At 70.6% G+C, this 15,139-nt stretch carries 11 protein-coding genes; 8 read left to right on the top strand and 3 right to left on the bottom strand.

Annotation, left to right across the window (positions count from 1 at the left end; all coding sequences use genetic code 11):
* The first annotated feature begins 49 nt into the window (after positions 1–49).
* Positions 50–751: an IclR family transcriptional regulator gene (locus QSV35_RS12560; RefSeq protein WP_286289121.1), complete on the top strand. Its 702-nt coding sequence runs from the start codon at positions 50–52 to the stop codon at positions 749–751.
* Positions 752–884: 133 nt separating this feature from the next.
* Here QSV35_RS12560 and QSV35_RS12555 read toward each other — a convergent pair whose 3' ends face one another.
* Together QSV35_RS12555 and QSV35_RS12550 are read right to left on the bottom strand one after the other, a co-directional pair.
* On the bottom strand, positions 885–1,844 hold the full coding sequence (locus QSV35_RS12555; RefSeq protein WP_286289120.1) for a D-alanyl-D-alanine carboxypeptidase family protein: 960 nt from the start codon (positions 1,842–1,844) through the stop codon (positions 885–887).
* A gap of 111 nt (positions 1,845–1,955) precedes the next feature.
* Positions 1,956–3,338, bottom strand: a complete 1,383-nt coding sequence (locus QSV35_RS12550) for an MFS transporter (protein WP_286289119.1) — start codon at positions 3,336–3,338, stop codon at positions 1,956–1,958.
* A 122-nt stretch (positions 3,339–3,460) separates the two neighbouring features.
* Between QSV35_RS12550 and QSV35_RS12545 the strand changes: the two genes are divergently transcribed.
* From QSV35_RS12545 to QSV35_RS12520, 6 genes are all read left to right on the top strand, one after another.
* A complete protein-coding gene (locus QSV35_RS12545; protein WP_286289118.1) occupies positions 3,461–5,035 on the top strand; it encodes a fumarylacetoacetate hydrolase family protein in 1,575 nt (524 codons plus the stop codon).
* Between the two features lie 2 nt (positions 5,036–5,037).
* Entirely contained in the window at positions 5,038–5,754 is a 717-nt protein-coding gene (locus QSV35_RS12540) for a GntR family transcriptional regulator (protein ID WP_286289540.1), read from the top strand.
* A 13-nt stretch (positions 5,755–5,767) separates the two neighbouring features.
* Positions 5,768–7,273, top strand: a complete 1,506-nt coding sequence (gene hpaE, locus QSV35_RS12535; protein WP_286289117.1) for a 5-carboxymethyl-2-hydroxymuconate semialdehyde dehydrogenase — start codon at positions 5,768–5,770, stop codon at positions 7,271–7,273.
* Between the two features lie 27 nt (positions 7,274–7,300).
* Positions 7,301–8,464 (top strand): 3,4-dihydroxyphenylacetate 2,3-dioxygenase, encoded by a 1,164-nt coding sequence (gene hpaD, locus QSV35_RS12530; protein ID WP_286289116.1) that lies wholly within the window; start codon positions 7,301–7,303, stop codon positions 8,462–8,464.
* Positions 8,465–8,591: 127 nt separating this feature from the next.
* Positions 8,592–9,377: a 2-keto-4-pentenoate hydratase gene (locus QSV35_RS12525; protein WP_286289115.1), complete on the top strand. Its 786-nt coding sequence runs from the start codon at positions 8,592–8,594 to the stop codon at positions 9,375–9,377.
* Complete coding sequence (locus tag QSV35_RS12520; RefSeq protein ID WP_286289114.1) at positions 9,362–10,165, top strand: HpcH/HpaI aldolase family protein; 804 nt, start codon at positions 9,362–9,364, stop codon at positions 10,163–10,165. The genes QSV35_RS12525 and QSV35_RS12520 overlap by 16 nt, the downstream gene beginning before the upstream one ends.
* A 6-nt stretch (positions 10,166–10,171) precedes the next feature.
* Here QSV35_RS12520 and QSV35_RS12515 read toward each other — a convergent pair whose 3' ends face one another.
* The gene (locus tag QSV35_RS12515; protein WP_286289113.1) at positions 10,172–11,140 is read right to left on the bottom strand and encodes a transcriptional regulator TrmB; all 969 of its coding nucleotides are present in this window, start codon (positions 11,138–11,140) and stop codon (positions 10,172–10,174) included.
* 119 nt (positions 11,141–11,259) lie between these two features.
* On the opposite strand from QSV35_RS12515, the gene QSV35_RS12510 reads away from it, so the two are divergent.
* Positions 11,260–15,132 carry a S8 family serine peptidase gene (locus QSV35_RS12510; protein WP_286289112.1) on the top strand — a complete coding sequence of 1,291 codons (3,873 nt, stop codon included), beginning with the start codon at positions 11,260–11,262 and terminating at the stop codon, positions 15,130–15,132.
* Positions 15,133–15,139 lie beyond the last annotated feature (7 nt).

Genomic DNA, 15,139 nt, shown 5'->3' with positions numbered 1-15,139 from the left:
TCGTATACGACGACGGATGCGCCCACAAGGGCGGACGGGAGGGATGCCGATGCCCGCCGCGCACGACACCGCCCCCGCATCGCAGACCCTGAGCCGCGGAATCCGCATCCTCGAGATCCTCGCCGACGCGCGCGAGCCGCTCTCGATCGACGAGATCGCGCGGCGACTCGACGTGCACCGCTCTGTCGCCTACCGGCTGCTGCGCACCCTCGAAGACCATGGGCTCGTCGGTCGCGACGACGCCGGCCGCGTGGAACTCGGAGCGCGGCTCGCCGCCCTCGCTGCCGGCGTCGCCCACGATCTGCAGGCCGAGGCCCTCCCCGAACTCACCGCCGCCGCGAACGACCTCGCCATGACGTGCTTCCTCGCCGTCCTCGACCGCGACGAGTGCGTGACGCTCGTGAGCGTCGAGCCGCGTCACGCGACGGCGTCCGTCGCGCAGCGGCCCGGGTCACGGCATCCGGTCGCCGTCGGCGCCCCCGGCCGCGCGATCCTCGCGCAGCTCCCGCCCACCCAATGGCCGGACGGCGCCGACGCGATCCAGGTCGCCGAGGTCGCCGCCCAGGGATTCGCGCGCAGCCACGACGAGGTCATCCCGTCGCTGCGCTCCGTGGCCGTGCCGCTCACCCTCCGCGGGCGGGCGCCCGCCGCGATCGCGGTCGTGTACCTCGCCGACGGCCCCGAACCCGCAGTGCTCGCGGCGCGTCTCGAGCAAGCCGCCCACGGCATCCGGATCGCCCTCGGCGATTGACCGGGGCACGCACGACACCCACCTCGTGCGGCAACTCCTCAGCCCGCGACGGGATCCACCGAACCAGTGCACAGCCTTCACGCGTGGCCCACGTTCCGAGGAGTTCCGGTCATGTGAGGTCCGGCCGAAAGCGCTATGAAGCGCGGATACTCCGCTCCAGCTGCGCATAGAGGGCCCGCGAGGCGGCGAACCGGCCGTCGTCGTCGTGCTGGCGCATCACGACGACGTACAGCCGCACGGTCTTGCCGCTCGAGTCCGTGACGTCCTTCGCCGAGAGCAGGTTCGTGCCGTCGAGGGTCCCCGTCTTGATGCCGACGACCCCCGCGTCGCCGAGGAGCTCGTTCGTGTTCGCGACGACGCCGGCGCCCGGGAGATCCACCGCGCGCATCTTCACGATCTCGGCGACGACCGGACTGGCGAGAGCGAGCCGCCCCAGCGCGATGAGCGCGGCCGGCGTCGCCGTGTTCTCGGCGTCGAATCCGGTGGGCTCGACCATGGTGATCCCGTCGAGTCCGTTCTTCGCGATGAACGCCCGCGCCGCCGTCGCGAACGCGTCCCGACCGCCCCAGATCGTCGTCACGAGGATGTCGGCGTAGTTGCACGCCGAGCCGATCAGCATCCCCTGGATGAGCTGGTACTGCGTCGTCGACCCGCCGACCGGCAGCTTCAGCGCCGACTGTCCGCGCGCGACGTACTCGTCGTAGTTGTGCGCCCACCTCGCCGAGAACGTGTAGACGTCGCCGCGCTGCCCGGGCCGGAGCGGACGCTGCTCGAGCACCATGAGCGCGGTCACGAGCTTGGACACGCTCGCCATGGGAAGGGCGCGCGTCGAGCTCGCGGCGATCGGCCCGTCGCCCACCGCCACCGCGGCTTCCCCGACCGCGGGCCACGCGACCGCCCGACCACCGGCTGACCCGTCCGAGTGAGTCGGCGACTGCAGTGCCGTGCCCCGCCCGGGGTCCGCCGCTGTGAGGGCGGCGGCACCGCCGGCCCACTGCGCGAAGATCGTGATCCCCGCCACCAGGGCTGCGACGATGAAGGCGACGAGCGCGATGCGTCCGGGGCGGGCGCGGCGGACGGTGGTGGACGTCATGCCACCAAACTCTCAGCATCCACCACGCGCGCGGATCCGGGAGAACCCTGATCCGAACCCGGATTCCCGGCTCGGCGAACGGGACTAGCGGATGCGCTCAGCCGACGGGCATCACGCCTTGGTGAGCCCGTAGATCGGGCTGATCGCCTGCTCCTCCTCGTGATCCGGGCCGAGCGGGATCCCGCTGCGGTCGCGCAGCAGCAGCGTCGCGACGAGGCCGATCAGCGTCATCCCCGCGAGGTACCACGTGATGCCGTTCGTCGCCCCGGTCGCCTGGAAGATGGCCTGCGCGATCGTCGGAGCGAACGCGCCGCCGATGATCGCGCCGATCGCATACGAGATCGAGACCCCGGAGAAGCGGATGGATGCCGGGAACAGCTCCGAGTACAGCGCCGCCTGCGGGCCGTACGTGAACCCGAGGCCGATCGTGAGGATCACGAGGGCCGCGCCGAGCGAGACCACGGATCCCATGTTCGTGAGCGGGAAGAGGAGGAACACGCCGACCAGCTGCACGATCCAGCCGATGATGTACGTGTTGCGGCGGCCGATCTTGTCGGAGAACCACCCCGCGAACCAGGTGGACAGGAGCCACGTCGCACCCGAGACGGCGACGACCCAGAACACGGGGCCGGGGTTCAGCTTGATGGGACCCTCGGGGTCGGTGGCGTAGTGCTGCACGTAGCCGCCGGTGGTCATGTAGCCGACCGCGTTGTTGCCCGCGAAGACGAGGGCCGCGACGATCACGAGCAGGGCGTGCTTGCGGAAGAGCTCGACGATCGGCATCCGCGTCTCCTCCTTGCGCTCCGCGATCTCGGTGAAGACGGGGCTCTCCGACACGCGGCGACGCACCCAGTAGCCGACCAGGATGAGGATGAACGAGAGCAGGAAAGGCACGCGCCATCCCCATACCAGGAAGGCCTCGCCGGGGGCGATCTGGGCCATGAGCGCGAGCACCAGGGATGCGAGCAGGAGGCCGATCGGCACACCGATCTGCGGCGAGGCGCCGAAGAGTCCGCGCTTGGCCTTCGGCGCGTGCTCGACGGCCATGAGCACGGCGCCGCCCCACTCGCCGCCCGCGGAGATGCCCTGCACGATGCGCAGGAGGATCAGCAGGACCGGAGCCCAGACGCCGATCGCCGCGTAGGTGGGCAGCAGGCCGACGAGGGTCGTCGCGGCGCCCATCATGAGCAGCGTGATGACGAGCACGGGCCTACGGCCGATCTTGTCGCCGAAGTGACCGGCCAGGAACGCGCCGAGGGGACGGAAGAGGAAGCTGATGCCCACCGTGATGAACGACAGGATCTGCGCGAACTGCGCGCCCGCGGGCGCGAAGAACAGCTGAGCGAACACGACGCCCGCCGCGAACGCGTAGATGAAGAAGTCGTACCACTCGACCGTGGTGCCGACGACGGTGGCGACGACGACGCGACGCCGATCCGGCGTGCCCGCGATCGTTCCCGTGGGGGTGAATCCGGGAGGGGGCGTACTCGTCATGCGGGACTCCTTCGTCTTTCGCGAGACCGATCGAGGGATGGGGGAACCTCTTCGATTCGACTCTTGTCCGATGACCTCAGATCATATACGATTTCGGATACGACGCAAGAGTGAGGGAGCTCATGACCGACGACACCACGACGGACCCGCGATTCGCGGCCCTGCCGATGAGGCCGGGCAAGATCGTCGCGATCCACCTGAGCTACGCGTCGCGCGCCGACCAGCGCGGTCGCCGCCCCGCCGCCCCCAGCTACTTCTTCAAGCCGTCGAGCTCGGTCGCCGCCTCCGGCGCCGCCATCGAGCGTCCCGAGGGCACCGAGCTCCTCGCCTTCGAGGGCGAGATCGCCCTGGTCATCGGCACGCCGGGCCGCCGCATCCCCCTCGCCGACGCGTGGGATCACGTCGGGTGGGTGACCGCCGCGAACGACTTCGGCCTGTACGATCTCCGCGCCAACGACAAGGGCTCGAACGTCCGGTCCAAGGGCGGCGACGGGTACACGCCCCTCGGCCCCGCCCTCATCGACGCGCGCATCGTCGACCCGGCGGACCTGCGTCTGCGCACGTGGGTCAACGGCGAGGTCGTGCAGGACGACTCGACCGCCGGCCTCATCTTCCCGCTCGCCCAGTTCGTCGCCGACCTGTCGCAGCACTTCACGCTCGAGACCGGAGACGTCATCCTCACCGGCACGCCGGCCGGCTCCTCCGTCGTCCAGCCGGGCGATGTCGTGGAGGTCGAGGTCTCGACGGGCGCGCTGTCGACGGGGCGCCTCATCACGCACGTGACCCAGGGCGCCGGGACGTTCGACGCCGCGGTCGGCTCGCTCCCCGCCGTCGACGACCTGCAGCGCGCCGAGGCGTGGGGCTCCCGCGAGGCGGCGGGACTCCCCGCGATGGCCCCCGACTCTGCGCCTGAACCATCGCCCGAAACAGGTGTTTCGGCGAATACAGGACAATCCGCCGCACATTCTCCTGTTCTCGCCGATTCACCTGTTCTGGAAGCGGCCAGCATCCTCACCCCCGAACTCAAGGCGAAGCTCGAGGCGGTCCCGGTCGCGGGCCTGTCCGGCCAGCTGCGCAAGCGGGGCCTGAACAACGTCACGATCGACGGCGTGCGGCCGATGCATCCCGGTCGCAAGATCGTCGGCACCGCCCGCACCCTCCGCTTCGTCCCGGGCCGCGAAGACCTCTTCACGAGCCACGGCGGGGGCTACAACGCGCAGAAGCGCGCGTTCGACGCCGTCGGCGAAGGCGAGATCATCGTCATCGAGGCGCGCGGCGAGACCGGCTCCGGCACGCTCGGCGACATCCTGGCCCTCCGCGCCCACGCACGGGGCGCGACCGCGATCGTCACCGACGGCGGCGTGCGCGACTACGACGCCGTGGCCGCCGTCGGCATCCCGGTCTACTCGAACGGCGCGCACCCGGCGGTCCTCGGCCGCAAGCACGTCCCGTGGGACGTCGACGTGGCGGTGGGATGCGGCGGCACCACGGTGGAGCCGGGCGACATCCTCGTGGGCGACGACGACGGCGTGATCGTCATCCCGCCCGCCCTCGCCGAGGAGGTCGTCGACGCGGCCCTGAAGCAGGAGGAAGAGGACGCCTGGATCGCCGATCGCGTCCGCGAGGGCGCCAAGGTCGACGGTCTCTTCCCGATGAACGCCGAGTGGCGCGCTCGCTACGAGGCCGAGCGGGCATGACGATGGCCACCAGCGCGAGCGACAGCGCCGCCACGGCCGCCGGCACCGCGGCCACCACGGCGAGCAAGTCGGAGCGCGCCTACGTGTGGATCCGCGAGCGCATCGCGCGGGGCGAGTACGGAGCGGGGTACCGGCTGGTCCTCGGGCCGATCGCCGAGTCGCTCGACATGAGCGTCGTGCCGGTGCGCGAGGCGATCCGGCGCCTGGAGGCCGAGGGGCTCGTGACATTCGAGCGCAACGTCGGCGCGCGCGTCGCGGTCGTCGACGAGAGCGAGTACGTCTTCACGATGCAGACGCTCGGTCTCGTGGAGGGCGCGGCGACCGCCCTGTCCGCCCCGCACCTGACGGCGGCGGACCTCGAGCGCGCCCAGGAGGTCAACGACCGGATGCAGCGGCTTCTCGAGCATTTCGACCCGCACGTGTTCACGCAGCTCAACCAGCAGTTCCACTCGGTGCTGTACGAGCCGTGCCCGAACCCCCACATCCTCGATCTCGTCCACCGCGGCTGGGGCCGGCTGTCGAGCCTGCGCGACTCGACGTTCGCGTTCGTACCCGGCCGCGCGCACCACTCCGTCGAGGAGCACACGGAGATCCTCGACCTCATCCGCACCGGCGCAGACCCGCTCGAGATCGAGCTCGCCGCCCGCAACCACCGCTGGCGCACGATGGACGCCTTCATCTCCAGCCGCCACGAGAACGACCATGAAGACGAACGCTGAACAAGGAGCACACATGACCGACCTGACCCGCGGACACGTCCCCGCAGACCTCCCCACCCGCATCCAGCACTACATCGACGGCGAGTTCGTCGACTCGGTCGACGGAGACACGTTCGACGTCCTCGACCCGGTGTCGAACGAGGTCTACCTCCAGGCCGCGGCCGGCAAGAAGGCGGACATCGACAAGGCCGTCGCCGCCGCCACCCGCGCGTTCACGGAGGGCCCGTGGCCCCGGATGCTCCCCCGCGAGCGCAGCCGCGTCCTGCACAGGATCGCCGACATCGTCGAGTCGCGCGACGCCCGTCTCGCCGAGCTCGAGTCGTTCGACTCGGGCCTTCCGATCACGCAGGCGCTCGGCCAGGCCCGCCGCGCGGCGGAGAACTTCCGCTTCTTCGCGGACCTGATCGTCGCCCAGGCCGACGACACCTTCAAGGTCCCCGGACGCCAGATCAACTACGTGAACCGCAAGCCGATCGGCGTCGCGGGCCTCATCACGCCGTGGAACACGCCGTTCATGCTCGAGTCGTGGAAGCTCGGCCCCGCGCTCGCCACCGGCAACACGGTCGTCCTGAAGCCCGCCGAGTTCACGCCGCTGTCGGCATCCCTGTGGGCCGGCATCTTCGAGGAGGCGGGCCTTCCCAAGGGCGTGTTCAACCTCGTCAACGGCCTCGGTGAGGATGCGGGCGACGCCCTCGTCAAGCACCCCGGCGTGCCGCTCATCTCCTTCACCGGCGAGAGCAGCACCGGCCAGCTGATCTTCGGCAACGCGGCGCCCCACCTCAAGGGCCTGTCGATGGAGCTCGGCGGCAAGTCCCCGGCGGTCGTCTTCGCGGACGCAGATCTGGATGCGGCGATCGACGCCACGATCTTCGGGGTTTTCTCCCTCAACGGCGAGCGCTGCACCGCGGGTTCGCGCATCCTCGTCCAGCGCGACGTGTACGACGAGTTCGTCGAGCGCTATGCGGCACAGGCGAAGCGCGTCAAGGTCGGCTACCCGCACGACCCGGCCACAGAGGTCGGCGCGCTCGTGCACCCCGAGCACTACGACAAGGTCATGAGCTACGTCGAGATCGGCAAGTCCGAGGGGCGCCTGGTCGCCGGCGGCGGCCGCCCTGAGGGGTTCGACACCGGCAACTTCGTCGCCCCCACCGTGTTCGCCGACGTCTCGCCCGACGCGCGGATCTTCCAGGAGGAGATCTTCGGCCCGGTCGTCGCGATCACGCCGTTCGACACCGACGAAGAGGCCCTCGCCCTCGCGAACAACACGAAGTACGGCCTGGCCGCCTACATCTGGACCAACGACCTCAAGCGGGCGCACAACTTCTCGCAGGCCGTCGAGGCCGGCATGGTGTGGCTGAACTCGAACAACGTGCGGGACCTCCGCACCCCGTTCGGCGGCGTCAAGGCATCGGGTCTCGGGCACGAGGGCGGCTACCGCTCGATCGACTTCTACACCGACCAGCAGGCCGTGCACATCACGCTCGGCAAGGTGCACAACCCGACCTTCGGCAAGAACTGACCGCCGGAACTGAGCAAGGACGCTGACATGACCGACCGCAAGGACATGACCCTCACCTCCTCGGGCTTCTACACGAGCCAGGAGGCCCCCATCCACCCGTCGAACCCGACGCCCACGCCCGCCGCCGCTCCCCCGGACGTGCTGCGCTGCGCGTACATGGAGATCGTCGTCACCGACCTCGCCGCATCCCGCGTCTTCTACGTGGACGTGCTGGGCCTGTACGTGACCGAGGAGGACGAGGACACGATCTACCTCCGCTCCACGGAGGAGTTCATCCACCACAACCTCGTGCTCCGCCGGGGCCCGATCGCCGGCGTCGCGGCGTTCTCCTACCGCGTGCGCACGCCGGAGGACCTCGACCGGGCCGTCGCGTTCTACACGGAGCTCGGCTGCGAGGTGCGCCGCAACCCGGAGGGCTTCACGAAGGGCATCGGCGACTCGGTGCGCGTCGTCGACCCGCTCGGCTTCCCGTACGAGTTCTTCCACCAGACCGAGCACGTCGAGCGGATGTCGTGGCGCTACGACCTGCACATCCCCGGTGAACTCGTGCGCCTCGACCACTTCAACCAGGTCACCCCCGACGTCCCGCGGGCCGTCAAGTACATGCAGGACCTCGGCTTCCGCGTCACGGAGGACATCCAGGACGAGGAGGGCACCGTCTACGCGGCGTGGATGCGGCGCAAGCCCACCGTGCACGACACCGCGATGACCGGCGGCGACGGCCCGCGCATGCACCACGTGTGCTTCGCGACGCACGAGAAGCACAACATCCTCGCGATCTGCGACAAGCTGGGCGCCCTCCGCCGCTCGGACGCGATCGAGCGCGGCCCCGGCCGCCACGGCGTCTCGAACGCGTTCTACCTCTACCTGCGCGACCCCGACGGGCACCGCGTCGAGGTGTACACGCAGGACTACTACACGGGCGACCCGGACAACCCCGTCGTCACGTGGGACGTCCACGACAACCAGCGCCGCGACTGGTGGGGCAATCCCGTCGTGCCGTCCTGGTACACGGACGCCTCGCTCGTGCTCGACCTCGACGGCAACCCGCAGCCGGTCGTCGCCCGCACCGACAGCTCCGAGATGGCGGTCACGATCGGCGCCGACGGCTTCTCGTACACGCGCCCGGACGAGGACGACGCCATGCCGGAGTGGAAGCAGGGCGAATACAAGCTCGGCCACCAGCTCTGACGGACATCTGCGTTTCGTCTCGCTCGTTCCTCGCTCGCTCAACGACCCGCGGGAATCTGTTGCGGGTCGTTGAGCGAGCGAAGCGAGACGAAACGCGCTGAGCCTTCGAAGAACAGGGAGAAACAGGATGCTTGACCCTCAGACGATCGCGCAGATCGCAGCCGAGCTCGCCCGGGCGGGCCGTGAGCGCAGCGTCATCCCGCGGATCACGGCGCGCTATCCGGAGGCGACGGTCGAGGACTCGTACGCGATCCAGGGAGTGTGGCGCGACACGCGCCTCGCCGAAGGCCGGCGGATCGTCGGCCGCAAGATCGGGCTCACCTCGAAGGCGATGCAGCAGGCGACCGGCATCAGCGAGCCCGACTACGGCGTGATGTTCGACGACACGGTCTACCCGTCCGGGTCCGACATCTCGTTCGACGACTTCTCGAACGTGCGGATCGAGGTCGAGCTGGCATTCGCGCTGAAGGAGCCGCTCGAAGGTCCCGACTGCACGCTCGAGGACGTCCTGCGCGCGACCGACTACGTCGTGCCGGCGCTCGAGGTGCTGAACTCGCACATCGAGCTCGAGGGCCGCACGATCGTCGACACCATCAGCGACAACGCCGCGTACGGCGCGATGGTTCTCGGCGACACGCGCAAGACGCTCGACGAGGTCGACCTGCCGTGGGTGCCGGGCGTGCTCTCCCGCAACGGCGAGATCGAGGAGACCGGGGTGGCCGCGGGCGTCCTCGGCAACCCGGCGATCGGCGTCGCGTGGCTCGCGAACAAGTTCCACCAGCACGGTGCCAGACTCGAGGCCGGGGAGCTGATCCTCGCGGGTTCCTTCACGCGGCCCATGTGGGTCTCGCGGGGCGATCTGGTGCGCTGCGACTACGGTCCGATGGGAGAGATCACGTGCCGGTTCATCTGAACACCACGCTCCGGGAGCGCATCGCCGCCTCCGATCGCACACTCGTCGGGCTGTGGGCCTGCTCGGGTTCGCCGCTCATCGCCGAGGTCCTCGCGGGCTCAGGCGTCGACTGGCTGCTCATCGACATGGAGCACTCGGCGAACACGCTCGAATCGGTCCTGACGCAGCTGCAGACGGTCGCTGCGTATCCGGTCACACCGGTCGTGCGCGTGCCGTACGGCGACGACGTCATCCTCAAGCAGGTGCTCGACCTCGGCGCGCAGAACGTGCTCGTCCCGATGGTGTCGAACGCCGCGCAGGCGCGCGAGCTCGTCGCGGCGGTGCGGTACCCCCCGCGGGGCCGCCGCGGAGTGGGCTCGTCGCTGTCGCGGTCGGCCCGCTGGAACCGCGTCGACGGCTACCTGCAGAACGCGGACGACCACGTGTCGCTCTTCGTCCAGATCGAGTCGGCGGATGCCGTGGAGCACGCCGCCGAGATCGCCGCCGTCGACGGCGTGGACGGCGTCTTCGTCGGCCCCGCGGATCTCGCCGCCTCCCTCGGCGTCCTCGGCCAGCAGACGCATCCCGACGTCCTCGCGGCGGTCGAGCGCACGTTCGCGGCGGTCCGCGCGGCCGGCAAGCCCGTCGGCGTCAACGCTTTCGACCCGGTCGCCGCCGACGGCTACATCGTGGCCGGGGCCGCGTTCATCGCCGTCGCCGCCGACGTGTCGATGCTCGCGCGCGGCTCGGAGGCACTGGCATCCCGATTCATCCCGGTCAGCCCCGATGAGGATCGCGCCGCCTACTGACGCGCGTCACGCCCACCCGCGACGGACCGCCTCCGCACCGAGCTGGATGCGGGTGGTCACCCCGACGATCTCCATCAGCTCCGCGACCCGCCGCTGGACGGTGCGCAGCGACACCCCGAGCTGCGCACCGGCCGCGGCATCCGTGAGTCCAAGGAGCAGCAGGCTCAGCAGGTCGCCGTCGAGCGACGACAGGGTCGGGTCGTGCACGATGCCCTCGGATGCAGCGAGCACCGGCGCCGACCGCCAGGTCTGCTCGAAGGTCTCGATGACGAGGTCGAGCAGTCCGCTCGGGTGCACGAGCAGACCCCCCGAGATCTTCCGCTCGCCGCGCGAGTACATCGGCAGGAGCGCCATCGACTCGTCGGCGATGAACAGCCGGGTCGGCAGGTGCGGCACGACGCGCACCTCCTCGCCGAGGGGCTCGAGCTCGCGCACCGTCTCCACGAACCCCGGCCTCTCCAGCACGGCGCGCTCGGCGACGACGCGATAGCGGACCCCGCGGGCGAGGGCGAGGTCCTCTTCGACGTTCTCGGGGCCCGCGACGAGCGCCACGTCCTCGAGCACGAACACGCACACCTGGTTCTCCGCGGACGCCTGCAGCTGCGCCAGCCGCTGCACCACGGCCTCGGGACCGAGGACGACGTCCACGACGTCGGGCACCTCGCGCTGCGCCGCACCGCGCCGGTAGATATCACTGAGCTGCACGAGCGCCTCGTGCGCCGCGGCGAGACGGCGTTCGCGCTCGAGGAGGATCGGGCGCAGGGCCACCGCGGGTGGCGAGGCGACGAGCCGGCCGGGAGAGGACGCCTGCCGCGCGATCAGCCCCAGCTCTTCGAGATCGTCGAGGATGCGGCGCGCTTCGCGCACCGAGAGCGACGCCGATTGAGCGATCTGCTCGACATCCGCCGACGGCATCCCGAGCACGCCGCTGTACACCGCGGTGTGCTCCTCCCCGAGTCCGATCGCCTCGAGCATCCCGATCCCCCGTCTTCGCGCTGGCGGATACCCGCCTGGACGTATCTCCGCCAGCACTCTATGCCGTCGCCGTGTGACGGTGGAACGACACCCCCCAACGAGAGGCGTACGCCCCCCTCATGCCACACGCATTCCGATCCTTCGTGCGCGCACCCCGCGCCGTCATCGCCGCAGCCTGCACCGTCGCCATCGCGGCCGCCGGACTCGGCCTCGCCGCGCCGGCCACCGCTGCCAGCACCGCCACCGCAGCCGCCGCTGCCACCGGCAACGCCGCTCCTCCCGCCAAGGGCGCCGCGAAGGCGGCGAGCCGCGCAGACCACACCGTCACGCTGATCACCGGCGATCGCGTGCACGTGCACACCCTCCCCGGCGGGAAGCAGACGGTCGAGGTCGACACGGTGACCCCGGGTGCGGGATATCGCACCGCGACGGTCCGCGGCGACCTCCTCGTCATCCCCGACGCGGTGCGGCGCTATCTCGCGGCCGGTGTCCTCGATCGCGACCTCTTCAACGTGACGCGACTGATCGCCGACGGGTACGACGACGCGCACGTCACGGCGACTCCGGTCATCCTCGAGATGCAGAAGGGACCGCAGGCCTTCTCCGCGAGCGCCCCCGTCCCGGGCATCGACGTCGGCCGGCCGCTCGCGAGCATCGACGGCGCGGCCGCGACCGCGGCGCACGGGGATGCGGCGGCGACCTGGGCTGCGCTCACGTCCGGCCCCACGACCTTCGATGCGACGCCGTCACTCGCGGGCGGCATCGCCGCGATCCACCTCGACGGCAAGGTGAAGGCCACGCTCGACACCAGCGTGCCGTGGGTCGGCGCGCCGCACGCGTGGGCCGAAGGCCTCACCGGCACGGGCGTGACCGTCGCGGTCCTCGATACGGGATACGACCCGACGCATCCGGATCTCGCCGGCCGCGTGTCGGCGGACTCGCAGAGCTTCGTGCCCGGCGAGGAGGTCGCGAACGACGTCGTCGGGCACGGCACCCACGTGTCGTCCACGATCGCCGGCACGGGAGCTGCGAGCGGCGGCAAGTACCGCGGTGTCGCGGACGGCACCACGCTGCTCGAAGGCAAGGTGCTCGGCTCCGACGGCTCCGGCCAGGACTCGTGGGTCATCGCCGGCATGGAATGGGCGGCGAAGCACGCCCCGATCGTGTCGATGAGCCTCAGCTCCGACACCCCGTCCGACGGCGCGAGCCTCATGGATCAGGCGCTGAACAGCCTGTCCGAGTCGACCGGTGCGCTCTTCATCGTCGCCGCCGGCAATGACGGGCTGCCCGAGCGCATGGGTGCGCCGGGCTCCGCCGCAGACGCGCTCACGGTCGGGTCGGTCGATGATCCGAGCGGCGCGCTCTCGTGGTTCTCCAACCAGGGCCCCCTCGCCGGCTCCGGCGCGCTGAAGCCCGACATCACCGCGCCCGGCAACGACATCACCGCCGCGCGGTCGGCCCAATCGCCGGGCGACGGCTACTACGTCTCGATGAGCGGCACGTCGATGGCGACCCCGCACGTCGCGGGCGCCGCCGCCATCGTCAAGCAGCAGCATCCCGACTACACCGGCGCGCAGCTGCGCGCAGCCGTGGTGAGCACAGCGAAGGACGTCGGTCTCTCGTCGTATCAGGCGGGCACCGGCGCCCTGGACGTCGCCGCCGCCGTCGACACACCCGTCGTCGCGTCCGGTTCGGGCGACTTCGGAATGCTGTCGTGGGGCGCCGCGCCGACTCCCGTGTCGCGCACCATCACGTACACGAACCGGAGCGCGGCGGCGGTCACGGTGTCGCTGTCGACGTCGTTCACCGACACCACCCCGGGATCGAGCGGCGCCGATGCCTCCGGAGCGCTCTCGCTGAATGCGAAGACGCTCGACATCGCGGCCGGCGGGACCGCCTCGGTCACCGTGACCGCCGACCGCGCGGCCCTCGCGCGGGGCACGCAGCACTCCGGCGCGCTCGTCGCATCGGTGAACGGCGCGTCGGTCGCGCGCACGGCACTCGGCCTCATCACGGAGTCGGAGCGCTACAACCTCACGCTCACGGCATCCGACTTCGCCGGCAAGCCGCTGGAGGCCTTCCCCATCCTGTACAACCTCGACACGGGCGACTACGTGTTCCCGGACGTGTCCGGCACGACGACGCTGCGCCTGCCGGTGGGTCACTACTCCGCGACCGCCTTCATGGACGTCGCGCGCACGCCCGACACGCTCGCCACGGTGTATGCGGGAGACCCCTACATCACGCTCGACAAGGACAAGACCGTCGCCTTCGATGCGCGCAAGACGAAGCAGGTGACCGCCGACGTCGGCAAGAAGGGCCTCGAGCAGCTCGTGCGTCGCATGAACCTGAGCGAGGGCGACTTCGAGAACGGCGCGCTGGTGTCGGTGTGGGCCGACGAGATGTGGGCGCAGCCGATGGATGTGGCGAAGGCCGCGCACTTCGACTTCACGACGCGGTGGCGGCTGACGCACACGCGCCTGAACCTCTCGATCGGCGGCACGGCGCTCGACGTCATCCCGCTGTACGGGTCGACGCCTCTCGAGGGCAGGCTCCAGTCGTTCGCCGTCGATGGCGGCGACGGCAGCCCGGAGGCGCTCGCCGCCGCGGGCGCCAAGGGTCAGGTCGCGGTCGTGACGCGCTCGGCGGGCATCTCGACGATGCAGCAGGCGGCCGATGCGGCCGCGGCCGGAGTCAAGCTCCTCGTCATCGCGAACGACGCCGAGGGCGAGTTCAGCGAGTGGGTCGGCGGCGATGACGGCGCCACGAACGTCGGCATCCCGGTGGCGTCCATCAGCGGCGTGCAGGGCAAGGCCGTGCTCGCCGACCTCGCCAAGCACCCGCGCCGCCAGGTATCCGGGAGCGGGGAGCCCTACTCGAGCGAGGTGTGGGACCTCGCGCGCTACAGCGCGAACCAGGTGCCGAGCGACCTCACCTACCGTCCGCAGAACCTCGCCCGTGTCGACACGACGTTCTACGGAAACAAGGGCGACCAGGTGGGCGAGCTGCGCTGGGATCTCGAGCCGACCGGCAAATACGGCTTCGGGCTTCCGATGCCGACGGAGCGCGGGCTCGTCCGCACCGACTGGGTCGACCCCTCCGTCGGCTGGTACCAGGAGGTGGCGACGATCGCCGCGGACTGGGTGATCCGGGACATCGCGCGCCACTACAAGCCCGGCCAGCAGCTGAAGACCGCGTACTTCGGCCCGATCGTGCGACCGTACGTCGGCCAGGGCTACTGGGGTCCGGTGCGCGTGGGACCGGGTCTCTCGCTGAATACCCCGGCATGGAGCGACGGCGGCGACGTCGAGCACACCGGAGCGCTCGACATGTTCCTGCCGGCACCTGCCGGAACGATGAACACCGACCTCTACGTCAACGGCGCGCTCGTGCAGACCTCGCCGTGGCCGGACATCAACTACTGGGATATGCCCGAGGGCGACGCCAAGGTGCGCGCCGTGGTGACGACGACCCACGATGGAACGTCACTCCCTTCGTCCACGAAGACGGTGACCGAGTGGGACTTCACCACAAGCGGAACGTCGGACGACTGGTCCTACCGGCTGCAGCCGCTGCTCCAGGCCTACTACGACCTCGGCATCGACCCGTCGGGCAAGGCGGGCACCGATCGGAAGAAGGGCGCGCCGATCACGATCGGCCTGCAGATCGGGCACCTCGCGGGCGCTGTCCGAAGCGCGCCGGTGAAGGACACCACCGTCGAGGTGCGCGTCCCCGGCGGCGGATGGGTCCCCGTGCCGCTCACGCTCGTGTCGCGCCAGACGTCGGATGCGGGCCCCGCGCCGACGAGCGACGGGTTCGCCCGGGGCCGCGCCTACGTCGCGACCTACTCGGCGGCCCTGCCGGTGCCGGATGCGGGCGGATGGATCGACCTGCGCGTCACCTCATCCGACACGGCCGGGAACAGCTTCAGCCAGGAGATCGAGCGGGCCGTCGAGGTCTCCGCGGTCAAGGGCGCGAGCGCCCGCGGCTGAAGGGTCG

Origin of the sequence: Microbacterium candidum, assembly GCF_030315975.1 — a bacterium.
GTDB lineage: Bacteria > Actinomycetota > Actinomycetes > Actinomycetales > Microbacteriaceae > Microbacterium > Microbacterium candidum.
This window is presented reverse-complemented; position numbering and strand designations above follow the sequence as displayed.